Annotated in this window: 28 protein-coding genes; 19 read left to right on the forward strand and 9 right to left on the reverse strand. The window is 73.4% G+C overall.

Features of this window, described 5'->3' with window-relative positions; translation table 11 throughout:
* The first annotated feature begins 34 nt into the window (after positions 1-34).
* From ACICHK_RS07295 to ACICHK_RS07320, 6 genes are read left to right on the forward strand one after another with little or no spacing between them, the layout of a single operon-like run.
* The gene (locus tag ACICHK_RS07295) at positions 35-946 is read left to right on the forward strand and encodes a NifU family protein (RefSeq protein ID WP_406836281.1); all 912 of its coding nucleotides are present in this window, start codon (positions 35-37) and stop codon (positions 944-946) included.
* Complete coding sequence (locus tag ACICHK_RS07300; protein WP_406836282.1) at positions 943-1,758, forward strand: DUF5947 family protein; 816 nt, start codon at positions 943-945, stop codon at positions 1,756-1,758. Before ACICHK_RS07295 ends, ACICHK_RS07300 begins: the two co-directional genes overlap by 4 nt.
* Positions 1,755-2,408, forward strand: a complete 654-nt coding sequence (locus ACICHK_RS07305; protein WP_406836283.1) for a DUF6084 family protein — start codon at positions 1,755-1,757, stop codon at positions 2,406-2,408. The genes ACICHK_RS07300 and ACICHK_RS07305 overlap by 4 nt, the downstream gene beginning before the upstream one ends.
* 1 nt (position 2,409) lies before the next feature.
* Positions 2,410-3,870, forward strand: coding sequence for a hypothetical protein (locus ACICHK_RS07310; RefSeq protein ID WP_406836284.1), 1,461 nt, complete (start codon positions 2,410-2,412; stop codon positions 3,868-3,870).
* Positions 3,867-4,379: a hydrogenase maturation protease gene (locus tag ACICHK_RS07315; RefSeq protein WP_406836285.1), complete on the forward strand. Its 513-nt coding sequence runs from the start codon at positions 3,867-3,869 to the stop codon at positions 4,377-4,379. The genes ACICHK_RS07310 and ACICHK_RS07315 overlap by 4 nt, the downstream gene beginning before the upstream one ends.
* 17 nt (positions 4,380-4,396) lie before the next feature.
* Positions 4,397-4,501 carry a DUF6893 family small protein gene (locus tag ACICHK_RS07320; RefSeq protein WP_404818542.1) on the forward strand — a complete coding sequence of 35 codons (105 nt, stop codon included), beginning with the start codon at positions 4,397-4,399 and terminating at the stop codon, positions 4,499-4,501.
* On the opposite strand, the gene ACICHK_RS07325 is transcribed toward ACICHK_RS07320, so the two are convergent.
* Entirely contained in the window at positions 4,477-4,932 is a 456-nt protein-coding gene (locus ACICHK_RS07325) for a helix-turn-helix transcriptional regulator (protein ID WP_406836286.1), read from the reverse strand. The two genes, ACICHK_RS07320 and ACICHK_RS07325, sit on opposite strands and share 25 nt — an antisense overlap.
* Before the next feature lie 88 nt (positions 4,933-5,020).
* Here ACICHK_RS07325 and ACICHK_RS07330 point away from each other — a divergent pair, with 88 nt between their 5' ends.
* From ACICHK_RS07330 to ACICHK_RS07365, 8 genes are all read left to right on the forward strand, one after another.
* On the forward strand, positions 5,021-5,527 hold the full coding sequence (locus ACICHK_RS07330) for a hydrogenase maturation nickel metallochaperone HypA (RefSeq protein WP_406836287.1): 507 nt from the start codon (positions 5,021-5,023) through the stop codon (positions 5,525-5,527).
* Positions 5,511-6,296, forward strand: a complete 786-nt coding sequence (gene hypB / locus ACICHK_RS07335; RefSeq protein ID WP_406836288.1) for a hydrogenase nickel incorporation protein HypB — start codon at positions 5,511-5,513, stop codon at positions 6,294-6,296. The genes ACICHK_RS07330 and hypB overlap by 17 nt, the downstream gene beginning before the upstream one ends.
* Positions 6,293-8,656 carry a carbamoyltransferase HypF gene (hypF, locus tag ACICHK_RS07340; RefSeq protein WP_406836289.1) on the forward strand — a complete coding sequence of 788 codons (2,364 nt, stop codon included), beginning with the start codon at positions 6,293-6,295 and terminating at the stop codon, positions 8,654-8,656. The genes hypB and hypF overlap by 4 nt, the downstream gene beginning before the upstream one ends.
* A gap of 35 nt (positions 8,657-8,691) precedes the next feature.
* Positions 8,692-9,030 carry a HypC/HybG/HupF family hydrogenase formation chaperone gene (locus ACICHK_RS07345; RefSeq protein WP_103550655.1) on the forward strand — a complete coding sequence of 113 codons (339 nt, stop codon included), beginning with the start codon at positions 8,692-8,694 and terminating at the stop codon, positions 9,028-9,030.
* Complete coding sequence (hypD, locus tag ACICHK_RS07350) at positions 9,027-10,145, forward strand: hydrogenase formation protein HypD (protein WP_406836290.1); 1,119 nt, start codon at positions 9,027-9,029, stop codon at positions 10,143-10,145. Before ACICHK_RS07345 ends, hypD begins: the two co-directional genes overlap by 4 nt.
* A gap of 73 nt (positions 10,146-10,218) precedes the next feature.
* Entirely contained in the window at positions 10,219-11,208 is a 990-nt protein-coding gene (hypE, locus tag ACICHK_RS07355) for a hydrogenase expression/formation protein HypE (RefSeq protein WP_225860615.1), read from the forward strand.
* 238 nt (positions 11,209-11,446) lie between these two features.
* A complete protein-coding gene (locus ACICHK_RS07360; RefSeq protein ID WP_103550652.1) occupies positions 11,447-11,803 on the forward strand; it encodes a DUF779 domain-containing protein in 357 nt (118 codons plus the stop codon).
* Positions 11,804-11,878: 75 nt separating this feature from the next.
* A complete protein-coding gene (locus tag ACICHK_RS07365) occupies positions 11,879-13,108 on the forward strand; it encodes a phosphodiester glycosidase family protein (RefSeq protein WP_406836291.1) in 1,230 nt (409 codons plus the stop codon).
* Positions 13,109-13,119: 11 nt separating this feature from the next.
* Here ACICHK_RS07365 and ACICHK_RS07370 read toward each other — a convergent pair whose 3' ends face one another.
* The 6 genes from ACICHK_RS07370 to ACICHK_RS07395 form a co-directional block, all read right to left on the reverse strand.
* Positions 13,120-13,314, reverse strand: a complete 195-nt coding sequence (locus tag ACICHK_RS07370; protein ID WP_103550650.1) for a hypothetical protein — start codon at positions 13,312-13,314, stop codon at positions 13,120-13,122.
* A 104-nt stretch (positions 13,315-13,418) separates the two neighbouring features.
* Positions 13,419-14,282, reverse strand: a complete 864-nt coding sequence (locus ACICHK_RS07375) for a phosphatidylinositol-specific phospholipase C/glycerophosphodiester phosphodiesterase family protein (protein WP_406836292.1) — start codon at positions 14,280-14,282, stop codon at positions 13,419-13,421.
* Between the two features lie 213 nt (positions 14,283-14,495).
* A complete protein-coding gene (locus ACICHK_RS07380; protein ID WP_406836293.1) occupies positions 14,496-15,620 on the reverse strand; it encodes an acyl-CoA dehydrogenase family protein in 1,125 nt (374 codons plus the stop codon).
* On the reverse strand, positions 15,599-16,789 hold the full coding sequence (locus tag ACICHK_RS07385) for an acyl-CoA dehydrogenase family protein (protein ID WP_406836294.1): 1,191 nt from the start codon (positions 16,787-16,789) through the stop codon (positions 15,599-15,601). The genes ACICHK_RS07380 and ACICHK_RS07385 overlap by 22 nt, the downstream gene beginning before the upstream one ends.
* Positions 16,786-17,763 carry an NADPH:quinone oxidoreductase family protein gene (locus ACICHK_RS07390; protein ID WP_406836295.1) on the reverse strand — a complete coding sequence of 326 codons (978 nt, stop codon included), beginning with the start codon at positions 17,761-17,763 and terminating at the stop codon, positions 16,786-16,788. The genes ACICHK_RS07385 and ACICHK_RS07390 overlap by 4 nt, the downstream gene beginning before the upstream one ends.
* A gap of 130 nt (positions 17,764-17,893) precedes the next feature.
* Complete coding sequence (locus tag ACICHK_RS07395) at positions 17,894-18,535, reverse strand: helix-turn-helix domain-containing protein (RefSeq protein WP_406836296.1); 642 nt, start codon at positions 18,533-18,535, stop codon at positions 17,894-17,896.
* Between the two features lie 193 nt (positions 18,536-18,728).
* Here ACICHK_RS07395 and ACICHK_RS07400 point away from each other — a divergent pair, with 193 nt between their 5' ends.
* The 4 genes from ACICHK_RS07400 (at position 18,729) to ACICHK_RS07415 (ending at position 22,508) form a co-directional block, all read left to right on the forward strand.
* Entirely contained in the window at positions 18,729-20,267 is a 1,539-nt protein-coding gene (locus tag ACICHK_RS07400) for an ATP-dependent DNA ligase (RefSeq protein WP_406836297.1), read from the forward strand.
* Positions 20,264-20,740, forward strand: a complete 477-nt coding sequence (locus ACICHK_RS07405; RefSeq protein WP_151470503.1) for an NUDIX domain-containing protein — start codon at positions 20,264-20,266, stop codon at positions 20,738-20,740. Before ACICHK_RS07400 ends, ACICHK_RS07405 begins: the two co-directional genes overlap by 4 nt.
* Positions 20,741-20,851: 111 nt before the next feature.
* On the forward strand, positions 20,852-22,243 hold the full coding sequence (locus ACICHK_RS07410) for an NADP-dependent succinic semialdehyde dehydrogenase (RefSeq protein ID WP_406836298.1): 1,392 nt from the start codon (positions 20,852-20,854) through the stop codon (positions 22,241-22,243).
* A gap of 25 nt (positions 22,244-22,268) precedes the next feature.
* The gene (locus tag ACICHK_RS07415; RefSeq protein WP_151470505.1) at positions 22,269-22,508 is read left to right on the forward strand and encodes a DUF6213 family protein; all 240 of its coding nucleotides are present in this window, start codon (positions 22,269-22,271) and stop codon (positions 22,506-22,508) included.
* A 199-nt stretch (positions 22,509-22,707) separates the two neighbouring features.
* On the opposite strand, the gene ACICHK_RS07420 is transcribed toward ACICHK_RS07415, so the two are convergent.
* Both ACICHK_RS07420 and ACICHK_RS07425 read right to left on the reverse strand, forming a co-directional pair.
* Positions 22,708-23,382, reverse strand: a complete 675-nt coding sequence (locus tag ACICHK_RS07420; RefSeq protein ID WP_151470506.1) for a transcriptional regulator — start codon at positions 23,380-23,382, stop codon at positions 22,708-22,710.
* Positions 23,383-23,564: 182 nt separating this feature from the next.
* A complete protein-coding gene (locus ACICHK_RS07425; protein WP_406836299.1) occupies positions 23,565-24,794 on the reverse strand; it encodes an acyl-CoA dehydrogenase family protein in 1,230 nt (409 codons plus the stop codon).
* Between the two features lie 169 nt (positions 24,795-24,963).
* Between ACICHK_RS07425 and ACICHK_RS07430 the strand changes: the two genes are divergently transcribed.
* Complete coding sequence (locus tag ACICHK_RS07430) at positions 24,964-25,608, forward strand: TetR family transcriptional regulator (protein ID WP_151470508.1); 645 nt, start codon at positions 24,964-24,966, stop codon at positions 25,606-25,608.
* Positions 25,609-25,652: the final 44 nt, after the last annotated feature.

The following is a 25,652-nucleotide window of genomic DNA, read 5'->3' on the forward strand; positions in this document are numbered from 1 at the left end:
TCGCGATCGACCTTCCTCAGAGAGGGGCTTGCCGATGGCCGGACAGGAGACGGGCGAGCGGATGGGCGCGCTGCTCGACGAGCTGGCGCAGCGGGCGGGACCGGAGGCGCGCGACGTCGCGGACGAACTGGTGCGCTGCCTCATGGAGTTCTACGGCGAGGGCCTGGCCCGGGCCGTACGCCTGCTGCGCTCCGCCCCGGACGGCGCGGACCCCCTCGCCGTCCTCACCTCCGACGAACTCGTCAGCGATCTGCTGATCCTGCACGACCTGCACCCCGAGGACACCGCGACCCGGGTGGGCCGGGCCCTCGACAAGGTCCGCCCCTACCTCGGCTCGCACGCGGGCGACGTCGAGGTGACCGGGCTCGACCTGGAGGCGGCCGACGGTCCGACGCTGCGCCTCAGACTGCGCGGCAGCTGCGACGGCTGCCCCTCCTCCACCCAGACCGTGCGCTGGACCATCGAGGAGGCGGTCGCCCGGATCGCCCCCGAGGTCGCGCGCATCGAGGTCGAGGGCACGGCCGACGGAAGCCCGCAGCCCGCGCTGCTCCAGATCCTGCCGCATCGCCCGGACGACGCTCCGGGCGGCGCGGCGCCGGCCGGGGAACCCGGCGCGGCGGCGCGCTGGTACGAACTCGGCCTCCACGCGCTGCCGGCGGGCGAGCGGGCCACCGGGGTCACCGAGGTCGGTGGCCGCGCCCTGCTGCTGGTCCGTCTGCCGGGGCAGCTGTACGCCTACCGCGACCGCTGTCCGCGGTGTGCGGCGGGCCTCGCTCCGGCGGTCCTGGACGGCGAACTGCTGCGGTGCGCGGGCTGTGGCGCCGCGTTCGACGTGCGCAGGGCGGGCCGGGGCGAGGAGGGCCACCTGGAACCCGTACCGCTGCTGGAGGAGAACGGTTCGGTGCGGGTGGCGCTGCCCGGCGAGCTGCTGGGGGCGGGGCCATGACCTCCGACGTCCTCAGGCAGTTCACCCGGAGACCACCGCCGAAGGGCGAGCGCTGCGACCTGTGCGGGGAACCGCTGCCCTCCGAGCACCGGCATCTCGTCGACACCTCCCGGCGGTCCCTGAAGTGCGCCTGCCCGCACTGCCATCTGCTCTTCACCCGGCCGGGCGCGGGACAGGGCCGTTTCCGGGCGGTCCCCGACCGGTACCTCTCCGATCCCGGGTTCGTCCTGGACGAGGCCGGCTGGAACCGGCTGCAGATCCCCGTCGCGCTCGCCTTCTTCTTCCGCAACTCCGAGCTCGGCCGGCTCGCGGCCTTCTATCCGAGCCCGGCGGGCGCCACCGAGAGCGAACTCGACCCGCGGACCTGGGACGCGGTGCTCGGCCGCAGCAGGCTGGTGGAGCTGCTGGAACCCGACGTGGAGGCGCTGCTGCTGCACCGCGGGCGGGACGGCTCGGTGACGTGCACGCTGGTCCCGGTCGACGTCTGCTACGAACTGGTCGGGCGGATGCGGCTGCACTGGAAGGGCTTCGACGGCGGCAGCGAGGCGCGCGCGGACATCGCGGAGTTCCTGGAGCGGATCACGGCCGCCGCCCGGCCGCCGGACCCGGAGACCGGATCGGATCCGGAGACGGCACCGGAGCCGGAGCCGGAGCCGGAGACGGAGACGGGGACGGCACCGGACCCGGAGCCGGAAGCCGAGGCGGGATCCGCCGTCGCGTCCACGCGCCCCGGGCCCTCCGCCACCCCGGCGGAGCCCCCTCCCCCGGCGGAGCCCGGGGGCCCGGCCCCGTCCACCGGAGGCGCCCCGTGACCGATCTCCGGTTCACCTGCACCGGTGTGCGCCCCGAGCCGTACGGAGCCGGGCCCACCCTGTTGTTCAAGCTGCGCATCGAGGAGGCGGACCACCAGCCGGTGCACGCCGTCGCGCTGCGCTGCCAGATCCGCATCGAGCCCGCCGGACGGTCCTACGAACCGGAGGAGGTCGGCATGCTGGGCGACCTGTTCGGTGAGCCGAGCCGGTGGAACAGCACGCTCAAGCCGCTGCAGTTCGCCCAGGCCTCCATCACGGTCCCGGGGTTCACCGGTTCGACCGAGGTCGATCTCCCGGTGCCCTGCACCTACGACACCGAGGTCGCGTCCGCCTCGTACTTCCGGGCGCTGTCCCGCGGCGAGGTCCCGCTGCTCCTGCTCTTCTCCGGCACGGTGTTCACCGGCCGCGACGGCTTCCGGGCCGAGCCGGTGCCCTGGCACAAGGAGACGTCGTACCGGATGCCGGTGGACGTGTGGCGGAACATGATCGAGGAGTACTTCCCCAACTCGGGCTGGCTGCGCGTGCGGCTGGACGTGCTGGACGCGCTGCGCCGCTACCGGTCCGCCCGTGCCCTGCCCTCCTGGGAGCGGGTCTTCGACGAACTCCTCGCCACCGCCGACGCGAAGGCCGACGCGAAGGGGGCCGACTGAGATGAGCAATCCCCTGGAGGACCGCTTCGAGCAGGCCCGCGCGGTGGCGGACGCCGTGCTGTTCGAGGGATACGTCCTCTACCCCTACCGCGCCTCGGCCGCGAAGAACCAGCTGCGCTGGCAGTTCGGTGTCCTGGTGCCGCCCGCCCAGGCCGCCACCACCGGGGAACACTCCGTCCAGCGCACCGAGTGCCTGCTGGAGCCCCGCGGGGGTGACCGGCTCCACGCCGAACTGCGCTTCCTGCACGTCCGGCGGCGCACGGTCGAACGGCTCGACGCCGACGGCGGCTACACGGAGGTCCCCGAACTCGACCTTCCCGACCGGGTGCTGGTGCCCTGGGACGAGGGACACGAGGAACGCGTCCTGATCCACGAGTCGCTCGACGAACTGACGGGTGATCAGGCGGCCGTCCACGCCGTACGGTTCGACCTGCCGGACGCCGTCGAGTACGAGCCGGTGACCGACGCCGAGGGCCGCACGCTCGGCCGTCTCGTGCGGCGCAGACAGCGGCTGACCGGTGAACTGCGGCCACAGGTAGAGGAGTTGCCGGGACCCTACCGGGTGCTGCGGCTCACGGTGAGCGTGCACAACACCACCACCGTCCCGGAGCACGCCGGCGCCGGCCGCGAGACCGCACTCGCCCACAGCCTGATCGGCACCCATCTGCTGTTCGGCGTCCCGGGAGGACGGTTCCTGTCCCTGACGGACCCGCCCGAGTGGGCCCGTCCGGCCGCGGCGGGCTGCCGGAACGACCGGACCTGGCCCGTGCTCGCGGGCCCGCCCGGCACGGACGACGTCATGCTGTCCTCGCCGATCATCCTGGAGGACCATCCCGCCGTCGCGGAGGAGAGCCCCGGGCCGCTCTACGACGCCACCGAGATCGACGAGATCCTCTCGCTGCGCACGGCCGCGCTCACCGACCGGGAGAAGCGGGAGGCACGCGGCACGGACGCCCGCGCCGCCGGGGTCGTCGACCTGGTCGACGACATGCCGGAGGCGGTCCGCGAACGTCTGCACGGGGCGATCCGGGGGCTGCGCGAGATCACCGGCGAGGACACCGCGAGCGCGCCGCTCCCCGCCGCCACCGCCGGCGGCCCCGGCCCCGGCCCCGGCCCCGGCCTGAGTCTGCCCCAGGGCCCCGGGCACCCCTGGTGGGACCCGGCACAGGACGCCGGGGCCGCCGAGGTGCCGGACGTCGTCGTCATCGACGGCGAGAGGGTGGGGGCCGGGAGCAGGGTCAGGCTCACCCCCGGCGCCCGGCGCTCCGACGCCCAGGACGCCTTCCTCCACGGCCGGCACGCCACGGTCGAGGCCGTGGTCGGCGACCTCGACGGCGAGACGCACCTCGCCGTCGTCGTGGACGACGACCCCGGCACCGACGTGCGCCGGGCCCAGGGCCGCTTCCTGTACTTCAGGCCCGACGAGGTGGCCCCGCTGAAGGAGCGGGAGGAGACGCCATGACCGGACGGGTCCTGGTCGCCGGGGTCGGCAACGTGTTCCTCCGGGACGACGGGTTCGGGGTGGAGGCCGTACGGCGGCTCGCCGCCCGCGCGCACGAACTGCCGCCCGGCGTCGAGCTGATGGACGCCGGCATCCGCGGGGTGCACCTCGCTTACCGGCTGCTGGAGGGCTACCGGACGCTCGTGCTGGTGGACATCGTCAGCCGCGGGGGTCCGCCGGGCACGCTCCACACGATCGACGTCGGCCCCGGCCCCCCGGTGGCACGGCCCGGACCCGGCCCGCTGGACACGCACGCCATGGACCCCGCCACCGTGCTGGCCCTGCTGCACGATCTGCACGCGGGCGCGGGCGGCACCCTCCCCGAGGAGGTGTACGTCATCGGCTGCGAGCCCGGCGACACCGGCGAGGGCATGGACCTGACTCCCCCGGTGGCCGGTGCCGTGGACGCCGCCGGGGACCTGGTGCTCGGCCTGGTGCGCCGGGCCGGCTCCGTACCCCAGAGGAACTGACCACGATGGAGGCAGGAATGGAATGGCAATGGGTCGGCCTGGCCGCGGGCCTCGTAGTGGCCTACGGGGTCGCGAGGAACATGTCGGACATCCGCCGCTACTTGCGCATGCGGCGCATGTGATCCGGCGGACGTGAATGATCGGGCGGACGCGCGTGGTCCGGCGGACGCGTACCGGCGTGCGGGCTCCCGCCCTCGCGCCCCGCGCGGCCGCCGACGTCCTCGAGCTGCACGTAACGCTCCAGGAAGAGATGCAGGGTGCCGTGGAGCTCGCCCAGGCGCACGAACCACAGGGCGAGGTTCATGGCGCCCTGCTGGGTGATCGCGTAGACCCGGCGCGCGGGGCCGCTCTCCGAGGCGTGCCAGTGCGAGGTGACCTCACCGCTGCTCTCCATGCCCCGCAGCAGCCGGTACACGTGCGCCTGGTCCGCGTCGCCGCAGCCGAAAGCGCCCAGGCGCTGCACCAGTTCATAGCCATGACCTTGGCGTTCGGCCAGCAACAGGAGCAGCACCGGGGTGAGCAGAGCGCGTCGCTCGACCTCGTGCCCGGTCATCGTGTCCTCAGGGTAACCAGGCATGCGCGGGGCTCACATCCGGGCGCGGCGGCACCGCGCGGCGGGCCGGTCACGGGAGGTGAGGGCCGTGCATGAGCTGTCGATCGCCGTGGCGGTGGTCGAGCAGGTCGAGGAGGCCGTGCGGGAACGGGGCCGCGCGGTCGCGTCACTGACCCTGCGGATCGGCGAGCTGGCGGGGGTGGTGCCCGAGGCACTGGATTTCTCGTTCGGGCTCGCGGCGGAGGGCACCGCGCTGGCGGGGGCACGCCTGCTGATCGAGACTGTCGAGGCACGGGGCCGCTGCGAGGGCTGCGGCCGCGAGGCGCCGACCGGGATGCCTCCGGTGCTGTGGTGCGCCGGGTGCGGGGCGCCGCTGGCCCTGCTCGGCGGCCGGGAGCTGGAGATCGTCCGGGTGACGCTGGCCGACGGGCCCGCGGCCGGGGAGGACGACGGCCCCCTGGACGCTACGGGCGGCGGGACCCCGGACGGAAGCGACGAAACCCCGGCCGGTGAGGGCGCGGACGACGGGCCGCTGCCCGCGCCGTCCGGGCCGCCGGTACGCGACGAGGAGGCGAGCCATGTGCCGCACCGTTGACCTGCATCGAGCCGTGCTCGCCAAGAACGACGAGAACGCGCTGGCCCTGCGGGGCTATCTGGGTGACCGCGGCACGGCGGCGGTGAACCTGCTGTCAAGTCCGGGCAGCGGCAAGACGGCCCTGCTCGAACAGCTGCTCGCGCGCGCCGTGGCGGGCGGCATCCCGGCCGCCGCCGTCACCGCCGACCTGGCGACCGAGAACGACGCGACCCGGCTGGCCCGCTCCGGCGCGCCGGTGCGGCAGATCCTCACCGACGGGCTGTGCCATCTGGAGGCGGGCATGCTCCGGCGGCGGCTGGAGGGCTGGTTGCCCGAGGGCACCCGGCTGCTGTTCGTCGAGAACGTCGGCAATCTCGTCTGTCCCGCCTCCTACGACCTCGGGGAGACCCTGCGCATCGCGCTCGCGTCGGTGACCGAGGGCGAGGACAAGCCGGTCAAGTACCCGACCGCCTTCGGGCTCGCCCATCTGGTCGTGATCACCAAGACCGACATCGCGGACGCCGTCGGCTTCGACCGGGAGGCGTTCCTGGGGGGTGTCCGGCAGGTCAACCCCGGCGTGCCGGTCCTGGAGACCTCGGCCCGCACCGGCCGGGGGGTCGACGCCCTGCTGGCGCACGTCCTGCGCTGCGCGGCCGGGGAGGAGGCGCACGTACCGGTGCTGGCCCGGCAGCACGAGCGGCACCTGCACGGCCACGACCATCCGCCGGCGGAGGGACACACCCACGCCGACGGGCATGTGCGCCCGGGTGTGCGGGGACCGGCGCGGTGAACCGGACGCCCCCGGGGCGCGAGCGCCGGCACGTCACCGTCACGGGCGTGGTCCAGGGAGTGGGGTTCCGGCCCTTCGTGTACACCCTCGCGCAGGAACTCGGACTGACCGGCTGGGTCACCAACAACGCGCGGGGCGTCGAGGCCGAGGTCGAGGGCCCGGCCGCCGCCGTGGCGGAGTTCTGCGCGCGGGTCGGGACGCGTCCGCCGCCGCTCGCGGTCGTCGAGTCGGTCGAGCACCGGGCCGTACCCCTGGAGAACGACGGCTCGGGGTTCACCATCCGCCCCTCCTCCGGCGGGCCGGGCCGCACGCTGGTCTCCCCGGACACCGCGACCTGCGACGCCTGTCTCCGCGAGCTCGCGGACCCCGCCGACCGGCGCCACCGGCACCCGTTCATCACGTGCACGCACTGCGGTCCGCGGTTCACCATCGTGACCTCGTTGCCGTACGACCGGGCCGGCACCACCATGGCGGACTTCCCGATGTGCGCGGACTGCGCCCGGGAGTACGCGGACCCCGCCGACCGGCGCTTCCACGCCCAGCCGATCGCCTGCCCCGCCTGCGGTCCCCGGCTCACGCTGCGCACCGGGCCGGACGACCCGGGCGAGCTGCGGGACGGGGAGGCGCTCGCCGAGGCCCGCCGGCTGCTGGCCGAGGGAGCCGTGGTCGCGGTCAAGGGGATCGGCGGCTACCACCTGGCGTGCGACGCGGGGGATCCCGCGGCCGTGCGCACCCTGCGCAAACGCAAGAACCGCGGCGGCAAGCCCTTCGCGGTGCTCGCCGGCTCGCTGGAGACAGTCCAGCGGCTGGCTCATGTCGGGCCCGAGGAGCGGGAGTTGCTCCTCGGGCCGCGCAAGCCGGTGGTCCTGCTGCGGCGGCTGGCGGGAACCGGCGACGAGATCGCGGCGGGAGTCGCCCCGGGCAGCCCCGACCTCGGCTTCATGCTCCCGTACACGCCGGTGCACCGGCTGCTGCTCGGTCTGCCCGGTGATCCGCCGGGCCCGGCCGTCCTCGTCATGACCAGCGGGAACCGCTCGGGCGAACCCATCGTCACCGACGACGCCGAGGCGCTGACCCGGCTGGCGGGACTCGCCGACGCCTGGCTCGCCCACGACCGGCCCGTCCACGTGCCCTGCGACGACTCGGTGGTCCGGGTGTGCGCGGGCGCCGAGCTCCCGGTGCGCCGCTCGCGCGGTTACGCCCCCTTCCCGATCGCGCTGCCGGTGCCGGTGGTCCCGGCCCTGGCCGTGGGCGGAGACCTCAAGAACACCTTCTGCGCCGGGGACGGCCGCTACGCGTGGCTGTCCGCGCACGTCGGGGACATGGACGACCTCGCCACCCTGAACGCCTTCGAGCGGGCCACCGGCCATCTGACGGACCTCACCGCGGTCGAGCCGCGCCTGCTCGTCGCCGACCGGCACCCCGGTTACCGCTCCACCCAGTGGGCCCGGCGCACCGCCGGGGCCCGGGGACTGACGTTGCGCCAGGTGCAGCACCACCACGCCCATGTCGCCTCGGCGATGGCCGAGCACGGTCTCGACGGCTCGGAACCGGTGATCGGGGTCGCCTTCGACGGCACCGGCTACGGCGACGACGGTGCCGTGTGGGGCGGCGAGGTGCTGCTCGCCGACTACGACGGATACCGGCGGTTCGCCCATCTGGCCTATGTCCCGCTGCCGGGCGGCGACGCGGCCGTGCGCAACCCCTACCGGATGGCGCTGTCGCACCTGCGGGCCGCGGGACTGCCCTGGCACGACGAGCTGCCGTGCGCGGCGGCGGCCACGCCCGAGGAGCGGCGGCTGCTCGAACGGCAGCTGGAGCGGGGGCTGAACTGCGTTCCCACGTCCAGCATGGGCCGCCTCTTCGACGCGGTGTCCTCGCTCGCGGGCGTCTGCCACCGGGTGGAGTACGAGGCGCAGGCGGCGATGGAGCTGGAGAACGCGGCGCTGGAGGACCTGGCGGGGCCGCTCGCCGACGACGAGCGGAACGACGCGTACCGGTTCATGCTGAGAGCGGTCCGTCAGGACCCCGGGGCGCCGCTGGTCGCCGATCCGGCGCCGGTCCTGGCCGCCGCCGTCGCGGACGTCAGGGCAGGTGTCCCGGCCGGGCCGGTGGCCCGCCGGTTCCATCGGGCCGTCACCGGCCTGGTCCTGGAGGTGTGCACGGTGGCGCGAGAGCGGACCGGGCTCGGCACGGTGGCCCTCAGCGGCGGGGTGTTCTGCAACGCCCTGCTGACCGAGGGCTGCGGCGCCGTCCTGGAACGCGGCGGCTTCACCGTACTGAGGCACCACAGGGTTCCCCCCAACGACGGCGGTCTGGCCCTCGGCCAGCTGATCGTCGCCGCCCGGTCGCTGGACTAGCGCGGCGGAGCTCACGAGCGAGGCAGGAGCAAGCCATGTGTCTGGCCGTACCCGGCCGAGTGCTGGAGATCGAGGAACGCGACGCGACGCGGATGGCCAAGGTGGACTTCGGCGGTGTCGTCAAGGACGTGTGTCTGGAGTACGTGCCGGACATGAAGGTCGGTGACTACGCCATCGTCCACGTGGGATTCGCGTTGCAACGGCTGGACGAGGAGTCGGCCAAGCAGACCCTGGAACTCTTCGAGAACCTCGGGGTGCTGGAGGAGGAGTTCGGCGACGCCTGGGGCAGGGCCGCCCGGGACGCCGGCGCCGAACGCCCCGCAGGAACCGGACTTCCGCCCCTGGAGGGCGCCGAGAAGGAGGCGCGGTCATGAAGTACCTGGACGAGTTCAGCGATCCGGTCCTCGCCAAGCGGCTCTTCGACGACATCAGGGCGGTCACCACCCGGCCCTGGTCGCTCATGGAGGTCTGCGGCGGCCAGACGCACTCGATCATCCGCCACGGCATCGACCAGCTCCTGCCCGAGGAGATCCAGTTGATCCACGGGCCGGGCTGCCCGGTCTGCGTGACCCCGCTGGAGATCATCGACAAGGCGCTGGAGATCGCCTCCCGGCCCGACGTGATCTTCTGTTCGTTCGGCGACATGCTGCGCGTGCCCGGCAGCGGACGCGACCTGTTCAAGGTCAAGAGCGAGGGCGCGGACGTCCGGGTCGTGTACTCGCCGCTGGACGCGCTGAAGATCGCGCAGGAGAACCCGGACCGGCAGGTCGTGTTCTTCGGCATCGGCTTCGAGACCACGGCGCCCCCCAACGCGATGACCGTGTACCAGGCGAAGAAGCTGGGCATCCCCAATTTCAGCCTGCTGGTCTCGCACGTCCGGGTGCCCCCGGCCATCGACGCGATCATGAACTCGCCGGACTGCCGTGTGCAGGCCTTCCTCGCCGCCGGGCACGTCTGCACGGTGATGGGCACGGCCGAGTACCCCGAACTCGCCGAACGGCACCGGGTGCCGATCATCGTGACGGGCTTCGAGCCGCTCGACATCCTGGAGGGCATCCGCCGCGCGGTGATCCAACTGGAGGCGGGGCAGCACACCGTGGAGAACGCCTATCCGCGCGCGGTGCAGCCCGAGGGGAGCCCCGCCGCGCGCGCCATGCTCTCCGACGTCTTCGAGGTGACGGACCGGGCCTGGCGCGGGATCGGCACGATCCCGCTGAGCGGCTGGCGGCTGTCGCCGAAGTACCGCGAGTTCGACGCCGAGCACCGCTTCTCGGTGACGGGCATCGAGACCGAGGAGTCGACCGTCTGCCGCAGCGGCGAGGTGCTCCAGGGGCTCATCAAGCCGCACGAGTGCGCCGCGTTCGGCAAGGAGTGCACCCCGCGCAATCCGCTGGGCGCGACCATGGTCTCCAGCGAGGGCGCGTGCGCCGCCTACTACCTCTACCGGCGGCTGGAGACCCCGGACAAGGAGGCGAGTTCCGTTGGCTGACTCGGCATACGCTCCCGTCGACTTCTCCTCCTGGACCTGCCCCGCCCCGCTGCGCGACCACGAAAGGGTCGTGATGGGGCACGGCGGTGGCGGCACGCTCTCCGCCGAACTGGTGGAGCATCTGTTCGCGCCCGCCTTCGGGAGCGACGTCCTCGCCGAGCTCGGCGACTCGGCCCGGCTGCTGATGGGCGGCGCCCGTCTCGCCTTCTCCACCGACTCCTTCGTCGTACGGCCGCTGTTCTTCCCCGGCGGCAGCATCGGCGACCTCGCCGTCAACGGCACGGTCAACGACCTGGCCATGGCGGGGGCCGTACCGGCCTACCTCTCCTGCGGGTTCATCCTGGAGGAGGGCGTCGAACTCTCCGTCGTGGGGCGCGTGGCCGAGGCGATGGGCGAGGCGGCGCGGACGGCCGGGGTGGTGGTCGCGACCGGCGACACCAAGGTCGTCGACGCCGGTCACGGCGACGGCGTCTTCATCAACACCGCCGGGATCGGCCTGATCCCGGACGGCGTCGACATCCGCCCGCAGCGCGCCGCCCCCGGTGACGTGGTGCTGGTCAGCGGGCCGATCGGCGTGCACGGGGTGGCGATCATGAGCGTGCGGGAGGGGCTGGAGTTCGGTGTCGAGATCCAGAGCGACACCGCCTCGCTGGCCTCTCTGGTCGCGGACATGCTGGCCGTGTGCCCGGACCTGCACGTGCTGCGCGATCCGACCCGCGGCGGGCTCGCCACCTCCCTGAACGAGATCGCCGCCGCGGCGCGGGTCGGCATCGCGCTGAACGAGCGGTCCCTGCCCGTCCCGGAGACGGTCGCCAACGCCTGCGCCTTCCTCGGCCTCGACCCGCTGTACGTGGCCAACGAGGGCAAGCTGGTGGCGTTCGTGGCGGCCGAGCACGCCGACGCCGTGCTGGAGGCGATGCGGGCCCATCCGCTGGGCAAGGAGTCCGTGGCGATCGGGACCTGCGTCCCCGACCACCCCGGCATGGTGGTCGCGGCCACCGGTCTGGGCGGCACCCGGGTGGTCGACATGCCGCTCGGGGAGCAGCTCCCGCGCATCTGCTGACCCACCGCGTCCGCGCCCGCCGCGGCGGCTGACACCCCGTCGGCCGGCACGAGCGCGATCCGAGGCCGGTCCTCGGTGACGACCCGCACCACGCGGGCCGCACCGGGGACCGGCCTCCGGCGTGTCCGGGGTGCCGGGGTGTCCGGGGTGCCCGGGTGTCCGGGGTGTGCAACCCTCTCGCAACGTCCGGTCTGGTCGGCTGGTCCGCGACAGCCGTGAGACCCGAGGGGGGAAGCCGATGGACGTCGTCCCGCGCGTGGAACTGACACCCGCGGCCGCCGAACTGCTGAGGAGCCTGCGGAGCCGGCACGGACCGCTGATGTTCCATCAGTCGGGCGGCTGCTGCGACGGCAGCGCGCCCATGTGCTACCCGGAGGGCGAGTTCCGCACCGGCGGTTCCGACGTCCTGCTGGCCGAACTGGAGGTCGAGGGCGTCGAGGAGCCTGTCTCCTTCTGGATGTCCAGGAGCCAGTTCGAGCTGTGGAGCCATACGCGCCTGATCGTGGACGTCGTGGCGGGCCGTGGCAGCGGCTTCTCCCTCGAAGCACCCGAAGGAGTGCGTTTTCTGATCCGTTCCCGCGTCGTCGGCGCCTAGCCACCGGCCCGGGCCCCCGCCTCTGGTGCAATTCCCCTGAGTCCTGGCAGAGTTGACGAGACATCAGGGGGCACCGTGACGCGTCTTGGCAGACGGTTCAGAACGGCACTGACGGTCATCACGGCAAGCGGAGCGCTGGCCGGTGCGGCCCTGACGGGGGCGGCACCGGCCAGCGGCGCGGAGGACGCGACCCGCGTCGCGCCCGGCGTCACGTACACGGAGCTGGACATCCCGGCGGCCAAGGGAGTGGCGCACGCGCACGTCCTGAACGTCGATCTGCGCAATCCTCATGTGCGGGTCGACCTCCTCTACCCCGGCAAGGTGGCGTCCCGGGCTCCCGTGTCCCGACTGGCCGACTCCCGGGGCGCGGTAGCCGGGGTCAACGGCGACTTCTTCGACATCACGGAGACCCAGCATCCGGGCGTCGAGGCGACGGGCGCGACGGTGGGCCCGGCGATCGCGAGCGGCCGCGGCCTCAAGGCCGCGGTTCCCGACGGCCAGCGGTTCGGGCCGGCGCTGCCGCCCGGCACGAGCACCGAGGACGTGTTCGGGGTCGGCGTCGACCGCCGGGCCCGGCTGGACGGCGTGGTCCTGGACGGGTCCGTCCGCAGTGCCGACGGCACCTGGCCGCTCGGCGGGTTCAACCAGTACGCGCTCCCGGTCGGCTCCGTCGGCGCGTTCACCGGGGACTGGGGCGGCGTCTCCCGGGTCCGGGCGACCTGCGGCACGGACACGGACCGGGCCGCTCCGTGCAGCACCGACACCTACGAGGTGACGGTCCGCCGCGGGCGGGTCGTGTCCACCGCCGACACCCCGGGGAGCGGGACCATCGCCCGGGACACCACCGTGCTGGTCGGCCGCGAGGCGGGCGCCCGGGAGCTGCGGAGACTGTCCGTGGGCGAACGGGTCGGGGTACGGCACCGGCTGGTCGCGAAGTCCTCACGGGTGCCCTACCGGTTCGCGGTCGGCGGTTATCCGATGATGACCGACGGGGTGCCGCTCCCGGGTCTGGACGACAGGACCTCGGCCGTACGCACCGCGGTGGGCTTCTCCGACCACGGGCACCGGATGCAGCTCCTCGCCCTGGACGGCGCCCCGGAGTTCCGCGCCGGACTCACCATCGCCGAGGTCACCCGGGCCATGGGACGGCTGGGGTCCGAGGACGCCTTCAGCCTGGACGGCGGCGGGTCCACCACGATGGTCGCCCGGCGGGCGGGGGCGGACGCCGTCAGCGTCCTCAACCATCCGAGCGGCGGCGCCGAGCGTCCCGTGCCCAACGGCATCGGGGTGTTCTCGGGCCCCTGACGCGGCCCCGGTCAGGGGGACAGGCTGCCCACGAGGTCGGCCGTCGAGGTGATACCGCTGTGGATGGCCGGGGCCATGCTCGTGCTGGCCAGCAGGAACCCGAGCAGGGCGCAGACCAGGGCGTGGGAGACCTTCAGCCCTCCGTTGCGCAGGAAGATCACCGCCAGCACCAGGAGAAACAGCACCGCAGAGATGGAAATGGCCATCGTCAACCTCCTCCGCCACGTCCGCTTCGCGGCGTTCGGCCGTAAGTGTGGCGTAGCGGAGGGATCGTCCGGGCGGCTGACATGTCCCCCGAACGGGTGGTCTTCTACCGTCGGTCGTGAGCGTCCAGGAACTCCTGGAGACCGCCCAGGTCATCGGTGTTGAGGTGGTCGACACCGGCGGCGAGCAGTTCGCGCCAGAGCGCCTCGCGCGCCGGTCCGGCGAGGTCCGGTGTGGCCCAGAACCGGATCTTCTGCCGGCGCGCGTGCGCGGTCGCCGTGATGCCGCGCAGCTTCTCGCGTTCGGCGTCCGGGAACGGGCCGTCGCCCGACCAGCTGAAGTTGAGGGTCCAGTTGTCGCTGATCAGGGGGACGAAGGAGGCGGGTGCGGTGCCGCCGAGGTCGGCGAGCCGGCCGTCGTAGAAGGCGAGCCGTTCGGTCTGCGCCTCCATGGGTGCCCGCGCGGCACGGTCCCCGGAGATCACGGCCGTGACCGGGCCGGGGCGCACCCTGCCGTGCGCGTACGACGTGAACAGGTGCCGGTGGCGGCGCAGATGACGGTCGAGTTCGAGGTACGTCGAAGCGCCCTCGGTCTTGATGTCGACGAGCAGTTGCAGCGGCCGGTGGTGGCCCCGGTACACCGAGCCGTGGCCGTCCCTGACGCGGGCCGCCAGCGGTTCGAGGTAGAGGGATTCGAGGGTGCGGGCGGGGTCGAGCTCCACCGGGTCGTGGGCGACGAGGAGTTGGTCGCCGACGAGGTGGATGTCGGCCTCGACGCTGCCGAAGCGGTGGTCGAGCGCGTCGAGGAGGGGGCGGGGGTGCTCGTAGTCGTTGTGCGCGTGGGCTCGCCATAAGGGCTCGGTGCGGGGCTTCGCCTCGCCCGCGAGCGCGCGCGACGCGGGCAGCGCGAACGAGCCCGCGATGGCGGCGCCGAGGGTGGTGATGGCTCCGCGTCGGGTGGTGTGGGCCATGCTCTGCCTCCCTTGAGATGCCGTACAGGACCTCAGGGAGTATGCGGCCCGCGAAGGCCGGGGAACCTTGCCGCGGGCGGGAGTTGGCCGGACCGACGTGACGCGTTCACTTCACCGGATCAGGAGGGATCCGGCGTTCCCTCTTCTCCCCCCGTGCAGCGGTCCCGCGAAGAGCCCGCCCCGGGGAGGGACGGGCTCTTCGCGGGACCGGTGTCAGGGCGCCCGCAGATCGACCAGTTCGGCCAGGGCCTCGCGGTGCGCGCCCGCCGTGCCGTAGGCGATCGAGTCGGCCTTGGCGCGCTTGAGGTAGAGGTGCGCCGGGTGCTCCCAGGTCATGCCGATGCCGCCGTGCAGCTGGACCGCCTCCTCCGCGGCGTGCACGGCGACGGGTGCCGCGTACGCCTGGGCGACGGCGACCGCCAGGTCACTGTCCGCGCTGTCGGTGGCCAACGCGTCGGCGGCGTTCCGGGCCGCGGCGCGGGCGCCCACGACCTCCAGCCACACCTGGGCCAGCCGGTGCTTGAGCGCCTGGAATCCGCCGACCGGCCGGTTGAACTGCTTGCGCTCCTTGAGGTACCGGACCGTCTCCGTCAGCGAGTGGTCGGCGATGCCGAGCTGTTCGGAGGCGAGCAGTCCGGCGCCGGCCCGCAGCGCCCGCCGTACGGCACCGGACGCGTCCGCGGTGAGGCGGCGCCCGGGCGCGGCGTCGAAGGTGATCCGGGCGAGCGGCCGGGTCTGGTCGAGACTGACCTGCGGGACGATCGTGACGGCGTCCGCGTCGACGGCGTACAGTCCGCCGTCCTCGGCCGGGACCAGCAGGACGTCGGCGGCCGCGGCGTCCGCGATGCCGGTCAGCTCTCCGTGCAGGGAACCGTTGTCCGGGCGGATGGTCCGGTGGGCGGCTCCCGGTCCGGCGTTCAGCGCGACGGCGAGGGTGCCCACGGTCCGGCCGGAGGCGAGCGCGGCGAGCAGTTCGGCCGCGACGGGTCCCTCGCAGGCCAGCAGCGCCTCGGTCGCGACCACGGCGCTCGTCAGATACGGCACGGGAGCGACGGCGCGGCCCAGTTCCTCCAGGACCACGGCGGCCTCGCGGTGCGTGGCGCCCTGGCCGCCCCGGTCCTCGGGCACCAGGAGGCCCGCGAGGCCCATGCCCTCGGCGAGGACCTTCCACAGCTCGGCGTCGTGCGGAGTGCCCGACTCGGTGCGGGTGATGACGTCCGCCGCGGCGCAGTGGTCGGTGAGGAGGTCGCGGACGGCGGCGCGCAGCGCCTCCTCCTCCTCGGTGTAGAGCAGATCGGGCTCGGTGCTCACCTGGCTCATCGGGCGAGGTCCTTCCATGCGACGTCCTTGTCGGTGCGCGGCTCGGACGGCAGGCCGAGGACGCGTTCGGCGACGATGTTCAGCAGGACCTCGCTGGTCCCGCCCTCGATGCTGTTGCCCTTGGAACGCAGGTAGCGGTATCCGGCGTCCCGGCCGGTGAAGTCGACCAGTTCCGGGCGGCGCATCGTCCAGTCCTCGTACAGCAGGCCTTCCTCGCCGAGGAGTTCGACCTCCAGGCCGCTGATCTCCTGGTTGAGCCGGGCGAAGCCGAGTTTCATGCCGGCGCCGTCGTGGCCGGGCTGGCCGGCGACGAGCTGCTGGCGCAGCCGTTCGCCGGACAGGCGGGCGACCTCGGCCTCGACCCACAGCCTCAGCAGCCGCTGGTGCGTGTCGTGGGTGCGCAGTTCGGGCCGCTCGCGCCAGGTCTTCGCGACCGGGCCGATCATGCCGCCCTCGCGCGGGATGCGCATGCCGCCGATGGAGACGCGCTCGTTCATGAGGGTGGTCTGCGCGACCCGCCAGCCGTCGCCGACCTCGCCGAGGCGGTGGGCGTCGGGGATGCGGACGCCGGTGAGGAAGACCTCGTTGAACTCGGCCTCGCCGGTGATCTGGCGCAGCGGGCGCACGTCGACGCCCGGGTCGCTCATGTCGCAGACGAAGTACGTGATGCCCCGGTGCTTGGGCACGTCCGGGTCGGTGCGGGCGATGAGGATGGCGAAGCGGGCGAGGTGGGCGCTGGAGGTCCACACCTTCTGCCCGTCGACCACCCAGTCGCCGTCCTCGCCGTCCTCGCGGACCGCCCGGGTGCCGAGCGCGGCGAGGTCCGAACCGGCGCCGGGCTCGCTGAAGAGCTGGCACCACACCTCCTCGCCGGTCCACAGGGGCCGCAGGAAGCGCCGCTTCTGCTCCTCGGTGCCGAAGCCGAGGATGGTCGGGGCGGCCATGCCGAGGCCGATGCCGATGCGCCGCGGGTCGTTGTCGGGCGCGCCCGCGGCGGCCAGTTCGGCGTCCACGACGGCCTGGAGGCTGCGCGGGGCGCCGAGTCCGCCGAGGCCCTCGGGGTAGTGCACCCAGGCGAGCCCGGCGTCGAAGCGGGCCCTCAGGAAGTCCAGCCGGTCCGTCTCCCCCGGCGGGTGCGCGGCCAGCAACTCCTGGGTGCGGCGGCGCAGTTCGGCTGCGTCGGTCATGCGGCGGCTCCGTTCTCCAGTGTGGGCACCACGGCGATCCGCCCGGTGGTGACTCCGTCGGCGACCCGCTGCACGGCGTCGGCGGCCGCGCTCAGCGGCACCCGCTCGCTCACCAGCGGCTTGATCGCGCCCCGTGCGGCCAGCTCGGTGAGCTGTTCGTGGCAGTGCAGGACGAGCTTCGGGTTCTTGGTGTTGTACAGGCCCCAGTGCAGGCCGAGGATCGCGTAGTTCTTGACGAGGGCGTGGTTCAGCGCGGGGCTCGGGATGGAGCCGCTCGCGAAGCCCACGACCACGATCCGGCCCTCGAAGGCGACGACCTTCGTGGACTGGGTGTAGGCCTCGCCCCCCACGGGGTCGTAGATCACGTCCGCGCCGCGTCCCCCGGTCGCCTCCTTGACGGCGCCGATCACGTCCTCGGCGCGTCGGTCGATCACGACGTCACAGCCCAGTTCGCGCGCGACCGCGGCCTTGTCGGCGCCGCCCACGACGCCGATGACCCGCGCGCCCGCCGCCTTCCCGAGCTGCACGGCCGCGCTGCCGACGCCGCCGGCGGCCGCGTGGACGAGCAGCGTCTCGCCGGCCTCCAGACGGGCCCGGCGGTGCAGTCCGAACCAGCCGGTCTGGTAGCCGATGTGCAGGGCGGCGGCCTCGGCGTCGTCGAGGGCGTCGGGGGCCGGCAGCAGGGCGGCGGCGTCCGCGACGGCGTACTCGGCGAAGCCGCCGTGCGGCAGCGCGGGGTTGGCGATCACCCGGCGGCCGTCCTCGGTCTCGCCGCAGATCTCCACGCCCGGTGTGAACGGCAGCGGCGGCCTGACCTGGTACTGGCCGCGGCACATCAGCGCGTCGGGGAAGTTGATGTTCGCGGCGCGCACCTTGAGCAGGACCTGGCCGTCACCGGGGGTCGGCCGGTCCACCTCCAGCAGGCGCATCGCCTCCGCGGGCTCGCCGTTCTGGTGCACTTGCCATGCCTGCATGCGGGGCCTCCAGGGGACTGCGTCGGCTGACCGGGGTCCTTCGCATACTAAGCGGTCGCTTGCCCACCTGGGAACAGCGGACGCCCGTCGTCTTCGCCACGCCCGGCGCCCGGCAGGACTCCGCCCGCGCTCACGCTTCCTCGGACCGGGCCTTGGGCCGCGCCCGTACGTGCATCCGCTCGCCCTGCGGCCCGAACAGGCTCAGGAACTCCGCGGGCCCCTCCCCCGTCGACCCGAACCAGTGCGGCACCCGGGTGTCAAACTCCGCCGCCTCCCCCGCCTCCAGCACGACGTCGTGCTCGCCGAGGACCACGCGCAGCCGCCCGGAGAGCACGTACAGCCATTCGTAGCCCTCGTGCGTGCGCGGATCGGGCTCCGCCGTCCGCTTCGGTTCGAGCACCTTGTAGGCCTGGAGTCCGCCGGGCCGGCTGGTCAGCGGCCAGTGCGTGCGGCCGTGGCGCACGATCGGCTCGGCCCGCACCCGGGGATCGCCGACCGGCGGGGCGCCGACCAGCTCGTCCAGGGGGACCTGATGGGCCCGCGCGATGGGCAGCAGCAGCTCCAGACTGGGCTTGCGCAGCCCCGACTCCAGGCGCGAGAGCGTGCTCACCGAGATGCCGGTCGCCTCGGACAGCCCGGCCAGGGTCGCCCCCCGCTCCTTCCTGATGCGCCGCAGCCGCGGACCCACCTCGGCGAGGACCTCGTCCGTCGCCGCCCCGGCCGCCGCGCGCCCGCCCTGGTCACCCTCGCCCGCCCGGGCCGCATCGCTCATCCCTCCATTGCAGAATCGGCAAAGCGGTTTGTCAATACGGCGGGTTCCGGGCGGCGGCCGCGCTCGACGGCGGCCTCCTCTTCACCGGCCCCGGCGCGGCGATCGCGCGGACGAGGCCGAAACACGTCGTACGGGGACACGCCCCGGGTCCCTTACGGGTGTGCCGCGGGCGCTCGCGTTGCACGATGGCTGCATGCTGCTGAGCCGGCTCGCCCGTGTGTCCCAGGAGGTCGCCGCCACCTCGGCGCGGTCCCGGAAGACCGCCCTGCTCGCGGAGCTGTTCCGGGACGCCGAGGCGGACGACGCGCCGATCGTGATCCCCTACCTGGCGGGCCGCCTCCCGCAGGGCCGTATCGGCGTCGGCTGGAAGGTGCTGGGCAGACCGGTCGCCCCCGCCGCCGGCCCCACCCTCACCGTCCGTGAGGTCGACGCCCGGCTCACCGCGCTCGACAAGGTCTCGGGCGCCGGTTCACAAGCCGAACGGGCGCGCCTGGTGGGCGAATTGATGGGAGCGGCGACCGAGGAGGAGCAGCGTTTCCTGTTCGGGCTGCTCACCGGCGAGGTGCGCCAGGGCGCGCTGGACGCGCTCGCGGCCGAGGGGCTGGCGGAGGCGACCGGCGCGCCCGCTGGGGACGTACGGCGGGCGGTGATGCTGGCGGGTTCGCTGTCGGCGGTGGCGCGGGCCCTCCTGGCGGACGGTCCGGGAGCCCTGGACGGCTTCCGGCTCACCGTCGGCCGCCCGGTGCTGCCGATGCTGGCCCACACCGCCTCCTCCGTCTCCGAGGCGGTCGGCAAGCTCGGCGCCTGCGCGGTCGAGGAGAAGCTCGACGGCATCCGGGTGCAGCTGCACCGGGACGGCGAGGACGTCCGCGTCTACACCCGCACCCTCGACGACATCACCGACCGACTGCCCGAACTCACCTCTGTTGCACGGGAGTTGCGGGGCGAGCGGTTCATCCTGGACGGTGAGGTGATCGCGCTGGACGACCGGGGGCGGCCGCGTTCCTTCCAGGAGACGGCCGCCCGGGTGGGGTCGCGCGTGGACGTGGCGGCGGCCGCGGAGACCATGCCCGTCTCCCCCGTCTTCTTCGACGCCCTGTCCGTCGACGGGCGGGACCTGCTGGACCTGCCGTTCACCGAGCGGCACGCGGAACTGGCCCGGCTGGTTCCCGGGCCGATGCGGGTGCGGCGGACGCTCGTGCGGGGGCCGGACGACACCGGACAGGCCGAGACGTTCCTCGCCGACACCCTGGCCCGGGGGCACGAGGGCGTCGTGGTGAAGGCCCTCGACGCCCCGTACGGCGCGGGCCGGCGCGGTGCCGCCTGGCTCAAGGTCAAACCCGTGCACACGCTCGACCTGGTGGTCCTGGCCGCCGAATGGGGGCACGGGCGGCGCACCGGCAAGCTCTCCAACCTGCACCTGGGCGCCCGCGCGGGCGACGGCTCCTTCGTCATGCTCGGCAAGACCTTCAAGGGCATGACCGACGCGATGCTCACCTGGCAGACCGAACGCTTCCGGGAGCTGGCCGTCGCCGACGACGGCCGCGTGGTGACCGTACGGCCCGAGCTCGTCGTGGAGATCGCGTACGACGGTCTGCAGCGCTCCCCCCGCTACCCGGCCGGGGTCACCCTCCGCTTCGCCCGGGTCGTGCGCTACCGCGAGGACAAGCCGGCCGCCGAGGCCGACACCGTCGACACCCTGCTGGCCGCCCACCCGGAGGTGACCCGATGAGCGGAGCACAGCACGGGAAGAGGAGCGCGGGACTGCTGCTGTTCCGGCGCACCGGCCACGGCGTGGAGGTGCTGGTCGGCCACATGGGCGGCCCGTACTTCGCGCGGAAGGACGCCGGGGCCTGGACCCTTCCCAAGGGCGAGTACGAGCCCGGCGAGGCGGCCTGGGACGCCGCCCGGCGCGAGTTCCAGGAGGAACTCGGGCTGCCGCCGCCCGACGGGGAGGCGGTCGCGCTCGGCGAGGTCACCCAGGCGAACGGCAAGGTCGTCACGGCCTGGGCGGTCGAGGCGGACCTCGATCCGGCGGCCGTGGTCCCCGGCACGTTCACGATGGAGTGGCCGCCGAGGTCGGGGCGGTTCCAGGAGTTCCCCGAACTCGACCGGGTGGAGTGGATGCCCCCGGAGCGGGCCCGGACCCTGCTGGTGGCCGCCCAGACCGTGTTTCTCGACCGGCTGGCCGAGCACTCGGCCTGAAGAGCCGGCGTTCGGCCAGGAGCGTCGGCTCGCCTCGGGGACCCGCCCGCGTTGCGCCGCGCCGCGGCGCGCGGGAGGGTCGGGGAACAGTCCGCTTTCAGGAGGTCGGCCATGCCCATCGCGACGGTGAACCCGGCGAACGGCGAGACGCTCAAGACGTACGACGCCCTCGGCGCCGAGGAGATCGAGCGCAGGCTCGCTGCCGCCGAGGCCACGTTCCGCACGTACCGCACCACCTCGTTCGCCGAGCGGGCGCGGCTCATGCACCGCGCCGCCGGTCTCCTGGACGAGGACCTGGAGGACATCGGCCGGGTGATGACCACCGAGATGGGCAAGCCGGTCAAGCAGGCCCGGGCGGAGGCCGCCAAGTGCGCCAAGGCGATGCGCTGGTACGCCGACCACGCCGAGGACCTGCTCGCCGACGAACTGGCCGCCCCCGCCGACGCGGCGGACTCCGGGGCCTCCCGGGTCCTCGCGCGCTACCGGCCGATCGGCCCCGTGCTCGCGGTGATGCCGTGGAACTTCCCGCTCTGGCAGGTGGTCCGCTTCGCCGCGCCCGCGCTGATGGCGGGCAACGTGGGGCTGCTCAAGCACGCCTCGAACGTGCCGGGGACCGCCCTGTACCTGGAGGACCTGTTCCGCCGGGCGGGCTTCCCCGAGGGCTGCTTCCAGACGCTGCTGATCGGGTCGGGGGCGGTCGAGGGCGTCCTGCGCGACCCCCGGGTCAAGGCGGCCACCCTCACCGGCAGCGAACCGGCGGGCCGCGCGGTCGCCTCGGTCGCCGGGGACGAGGTGAAGAAGACGGTGCTGGAGCTGGGCGGCAGCGACCCGTACGTCGTGATGCCGTCGGCCGACGTGGAGCGCGCCGCGACGGTCGCCGTCACCGCGCGTGCGCAGAACAACGGGCAGTCGTGCATCGCCGCCAAGCGGTTCATCGTGCACGCCGACGTGTTCGACGCCTTCGCCGAGCGGTTCGCGGCGGGCATGCGGGCCCTCAAGGTCGGCGACCCCCTGGAGGAGGACACCGAGATCGGGCCGCTCTCCACCGAGCAGGGCCGCGCCGACCTGGAGGAGTTGGTGGACGACGCCGTGGAGAAGGGCGCGACGGTGCTGTGCGGCGGCGGACGTCCCGACGGTCTCGACGGCGGCTGGTACTACGCGCCGACCGTGCTCACCGGCATCACGTCCGGCATGCGCATCCACCTGGAGGAGACGTTCGGGCCGGTCGCCACGCTGTACCGGGCCGCCGACCTGGACGAGGCGGTGGCCCTCGCCAACGACACCCCGTTCGGGCTCAGCTCGAACGTGTGGACCCGTGACGAGGGAGAGGTGGAGCGGTTCACCCGTGATCTGGAGGCGGGCGGGGTGTTCGTCAACGGGATGACGGCCTCGCACCCGGCGTTCCCCTTCGGCGGGGAGAAGCGGTCCGGCTACGGACGTGAGCTGTCGGGGCACGGAATCCGCGAGTTCTGCAACATCACCACCGTATGGCACGGAGCGTGAGCGTTCCGCAGCTACGATCCCTCGTGTGAACCGCGAAGTGACCCTCCCCCTGATCGTCGACGACCGCGGCACGTTGCAGGTGGCGGCCGCCGACGTCAGCAAGCTGTTGCGCACGGTGGGCGGCCGGTGGCTGCATCTGGTGGAGGCCGGCCAGGACGGCCTCGACGAGGACACGGTGGCCGCCCTCACGATCGAACTGGCCAAGCTGGCCGACCGGATCGACGTGGCCTGCATCGCGCACAGCAGCGGGCCGAGCGGCCGCTGAACCCCGGCGGCGACGCCGGGCCTGAGCGACGGACGGCGTCCCCCGCGGGACGCCGTTCCGGTCGGCGGTCACGTCCGGCGGTACATCCGGCCGCCGGCCCGCGGTCTCCCTGGAGGCCGGCCCGTCGAGGCCTCCGCCGTGCACCGACGGTCACCATCGGGCGGCCTCGGGCGGCCCCCTGCCGAGCGCCGGACCAGGCTCAGGCGACCCTCTGGTCCAGCTCCCACAGCGCGTGCCAGAACTTCGCCTCGTAGGCCTGGAGCAGTCGCCCGTGGCGCAGGACCTCGTCCATCGAGATCCGTTCGGCGTCGAGTCCGGCCTGTACGGCGGCGAGCGCCCTGCTCTCCAGCTCGGGCGCCGGCTCGGCGAAGAAGTCGAAGAAACCGCAGACCTCGTCGTCGAAGCCGTAGTGACGGCGCAGGGCCTCGGCGATGGTCTCGCAGTAGCCGCCCCACGCGGCGACGTTGGCGCCGAGCGCGAGGACCACGTCGGCCGGCTCCCCGTTCAGCGCGAGCAGGGCGACGTACGCGGGATAGGCCTGGCAGTCGGCCAGCGGTTCGTACTCCGCCGCCCGCGCCTCGTCGGCCCCCACCGCGGCGGCGAACGCGGTGAGCCGTTCACCGGCCGTCACCTCGTCCCGGGCGAGCATCTCGAAGAAGGCGGCGGTCGCCGGGTCGGCCGCCGAGCGTTCGGCCAGGTGGACGAACGCCCGGTGGTCCGCGGCGATCACATGGCGCTGTTCCAGGGCGAGGGCCGCGAGCGTGCCGAGCTGGGCGGCGCCCCGGGCGACCAGGGGCAGCAGCCGGTTGGCATGGGGGTCCGGGGCGAGTTTCCCGGTGACTCCCTCCAGCAGTTCTCTGGCCGTCCGCGTCATCGCGCGCTCCTTCGGTCCGGCTGACTCCGAGCCCCCGCGACCAGAGTGCACGGTCACCCCCGGTTCACCGCGCTGCGACGCGAAGTCCCAGGTCCGGTGGGGTGACGGCAGTCGGAGGGGCGGCGCGGGAGCGGTGGACGTGACGGGGGCCGTTCCCGGCCCCCGGCCCGCACGGCGGAGCGTCAGCGGATCGGCATGCCCGACAGGGTGCGGGCGATCACCAGGCGCTGGATCTCGCTGGTGCCTTCGAAGATCGTGTAGATGGCCGCGTCGCGGTGCATCCGCTCCACCGGGTACTCGCGCGTGTAGCCGTTGCCGCCCAGGATCTGGATCGCCTGGGCCGTGACCTTCTTCGCCGTCTCGCTGGCGAACAGCTTCGACATCGATCCCTCGGCCGCGGTGAACTGCTTGCCGTTGACCGCCATCCAGGACGCCCGCCAGACCAGCAGCCGCGCCGCGTCGATCGAGGTGCGCATGTCGGCGAGCTGGAAGGCGACGCCCTGGTTGTCGATGACCGGGCGGCCGAACTGCTCGCGCGTCTTCGCGTAGTCGAGGGCCACCTCGTACGCGGCCCGCGCGGTGCCCACCGCCATGGCGCCGACGGCCGGGCGGGAGGCCTCGAAGGTGGCCATCGCGGCGTTCTTCACCCGCTCGCCGCCCCCGGCCTTCGCGCGCTCACGGGCGCGGGCGAGGCGCTCGTCGAGCTTCTCCTTGCCGCCGAGCAGGCAGGAGCCGGGGACGCGGACGTTCTCCAGGACGACCTCGGCGGTGTGCGAGGCGCGGATGCCGTGCTTCTTGAACTTCTGGCCCTGGGACAGGCCGGGCGTGTTCGGCGGCACGATGAAGGAGGCGTGGCCCTTGGAGCCGAGCTCCGCGTCGACGACCGCGACGACGACGTGGACGTTGGCGATGCCGCCGTTGGTCGCCCAGGTCTTCGTGCCGTTCAGGACCCACTCGTCCTTGGCCTCGTCGTAGACGGCACGCGTGCGCATCGAGGCGACGTCGGAGCCGGCGTCGGGCTCTGAGGAGCAGAAGGCCGCGACCTTGACATCGTTGGCATCGCCGTACATCTGGGGGATCCAGGTGCCGATCTGCTCCTCGGTGCCGTTGGCGAGGACGCCCACGGCGGCCAGGCCGGTGCCGACGATGGACAGCGCGATGCCCGCGTCGCCCCAGAACAGCTCCTCCATGGCCATCGGGATGCCGAGGCCGGTGGGGTCGAAGTACTGCTGGGCGTAGAAGTCCAGGGAGTAGATGCCGACCTTCGCGGCCTCCTGGATGACCGGCCAGGGAGTCTCCTCACGCTCGTCCCATTCGGCGGCCGCGGGACGGATGACATCGGCGGCGAAGCCGTGCAGCCAGTCCCGGACCTCCTTCTGTTCGTCGTTGAGCTCCATGGTGAACTCGGCCATGTCCCCTCCAGCACTGGACTAAGCTGTTACTTGCGGTAACTGGAGTGTGTTACCGGCTAGTAGGAAAAGTCAACTCCCGAGTTCGGCTCGGCATCCCGTTCGATACCCATACGACGATCAGTGTTAGTTTGCGCAAGCGTCACCGAATCACCACGGGTGGGGAGAGCACATGGACACCACACAGCGGACCGATCAGCAGAGGTCCGCCGACCGCCGCCGGCGCGAACTGCTGGAAGCCGCCGACCGCGTGGTGCTCCGCGACGGCCCCGGGGCCTCCATGAACGCCATCGCCGCGGAAGCCGGCATCACGAAGCCCATCCTGTACCGCCACTTCGGCGACAAGGGCGGCCTCTACGCCGCGCTCGCCAAGCGGCACACGGACGCGCTCCTCGAAGCGCTGCGGGCGGCACTGGACGCCCCGGCCGAACGGCGTGAGCGCGTGGAGTCGACGCTCGACACGTACTTGGCCGCCATCGAGGCCCGACCGCAGGTGTACCGGTTCCTGATGCATCCGGCGGAGGGCGGCCAGCCGGGCGACGCCGGGTTCGACGTGGGCAAGTACTCCGCACCGGTGCTGCGCCGCATGGGCGAGGAACTGGCCGAGGTCATCGAGGAGCGGGTGGACCTCGGACCGGGCAGCCAGCAGCTGGCACGGGTGTGGGGTCACGGCATCGTCGGCATGATGCACGCCGCCGGGGACTGGTGGCTCGGCGAACGCCCCTGCTCACGCGCCGAGTTGGTGCGGAGCCTGGCCGACCTGCTGTGGGGCCGCCTCGCGGCGGCGGGCGACCGTGTCGGCGGCCCGGGTTTCTGACCGGGGCTCACGCGGACTCCTCGTCAGGCGGACACCTCGTCAAA

It is taken from the genome of Streptomyces sp. AHU1, from assembly GCF_045343905.1.
GTDB lineage: Bacteria > Actinomycetota > Actinomycetes > Streptomycetales > Streptomycetaceae > Streptomyces > Streptomyces triticiradicis.

Coding starts and splice junctions, on each gene's coding strand:
- ACICHK_RS07385 (WP_406836294.1), bottom strand. CDS start 16,789: ATGACCGACGCAGCCGAACTGCGCCGCCGCACCCAGGAGTTGCTGGCC.
- ACICHK_RS07300 (WP_406836282.1), top strand. CDS start 943: ATGACCTCCGACGTCCTCAGGCAGTTCACCCGGAGACCACCGCCGAAG.
- ACICHK_RS07395 (WP_406836296.1), bottom strand. CDS start 18,535: ATGAGCGATGCGGCCCGGGCGGGCGAGGGTGACCAGGGCGGGCGCGCG.
- ACICHK_RS07410 (WP_406836298.1), top strand. CDS start 20,852: ATGCCCATCGCGACGGTGAACCCGGCGAACGGCGAGACGCTCAAGACG.
- hypE (WP_225860615.1), top strand. CDS start 10,219: ATGGGGCACGGCGGTGGCGGCACGCTCTCCGCCGAACTGGTGGAGCAT.
- ACICHK_RS07320 (WP_404818542.1), top strand. CDS start 4,397: ATGGAATGGCAATGGGTCGGCCTGGCCGCGGGCCTCGTAGTGGCCTAC.
- ACICHK_RS07420 (WP_151470506.1), bottom strand. CDS start 23,382: ATGACGCGGACGGCCAGAGAACTGCTGGAGGGAGTCACCGGGAAACTC.
- ACICHK_RS07360 (WP_103550652.1), top strand. CDS start 11,447: ATGGACGTCGTCCCGCGCGTGGAACTGACACCCGCGGCCGCCGAACTG.
- ACICHK_RS07325 (WP_406836286.1), bottom strand. CDS start 4,932: ATGACCGGGCACGAGGTCGAGCGACGCGCTCTGCTCACCCCGGTGCTG.
- hypD (WP_406836290.1), top strand. CDS start 9,027: ATGAAGTACCTGGACGAGTTCAGCGATCCGGTCCTCGCCAAGCGGCTC.
- ACICHK_RS07430 (WP_151470508.1), top strand. CDS start 24,964: ATGGACACCACACAGCGGACCGATCAGCAGAGGTCCGCCGACCGCCGC.
- ACICHK_RS07345 (WP_103550655.1), top strand. CDS start 8,692: ATGTGTCTGGCCGTACCCGGCCGAGTGCTGGAGATCGAGGAACGCGAC.
- ACICHK_RS07370 (WP_103550650.1), bottom strand. CDS start 13,314: ATGGCCATTTCCATCTCTGCGGTGCTGTTTCTCCTGGTGCTGGCGGTG.
- ACICHK_RS07315 (WP_406836285.1), top strand. CDS start 3,867: ATGACCGGACGGGTCCTGGTCGCCGGGGTCGGCAACGTGTTCCTCCGG.
- ACICHK_RS07375 (WP_406836292.1), bottom strand. CDS start 14,282: ATGGCCCACACCACCCGACGCGGAGCCATCACCACCCTCGGCGCCGCC.
- ACICHK_RS07425 (WP_406836299.1), bottom strand. CDS start 24,794: ATGGCCGAGTTCACCATGGAGCTCAACGACGAACAGAAGGAGGTCCGG.
- hypB (WP_406836288.1), top strand. CDS start 5,511: ATGTGCCGCACCGTTGACCTGCATCGAGCCGTGCTCGCCAAGAACGAC.
- ACICHK_RS07380 (WP_406836293.1), bottom strand. CDS start 15,620: ATGGAAGGACCTCGCCCGATGAGCCAGGTGAGCACCGAGCCCGATCTG.
- ACICHK_RS07295 (WP_406836281.1), top strand. CDS start 35: ATGGCCGGACAGGAGACGGGCGAGCGGATGGGCGCGCTGCTCGACGAG.
- ACICHK_RS07390 (WP_406836295.1), bottom strand. CDS start 17,763: ATGCAGGCATGGCAAGTGCACCAGAACGGCGAGCCCGCGGAGGCGATG.
- ACICHK_RS07405 (WP_151470503.1), top strand. CDS start 20,264: ATGAGCGGAGCACAGCACGGGAAGAGGAGCGCGGGACTGCTGCTGTTC.
- ACICHK_RS07310 (WP_406836284.1), top strand. CDS start 2,410: ATGAGCAATCCCCTGGAGGACCGCTTCGAGCAGGCCCGCGCGGTGGCG.
- ACICHK_RS07400 (WP_406836297.1), top strand. CDS start 18,729: ATGCTGCTGAGCCGGCTCGCCCGTGTGTCCCAGGAGGTCGCCGCCACC.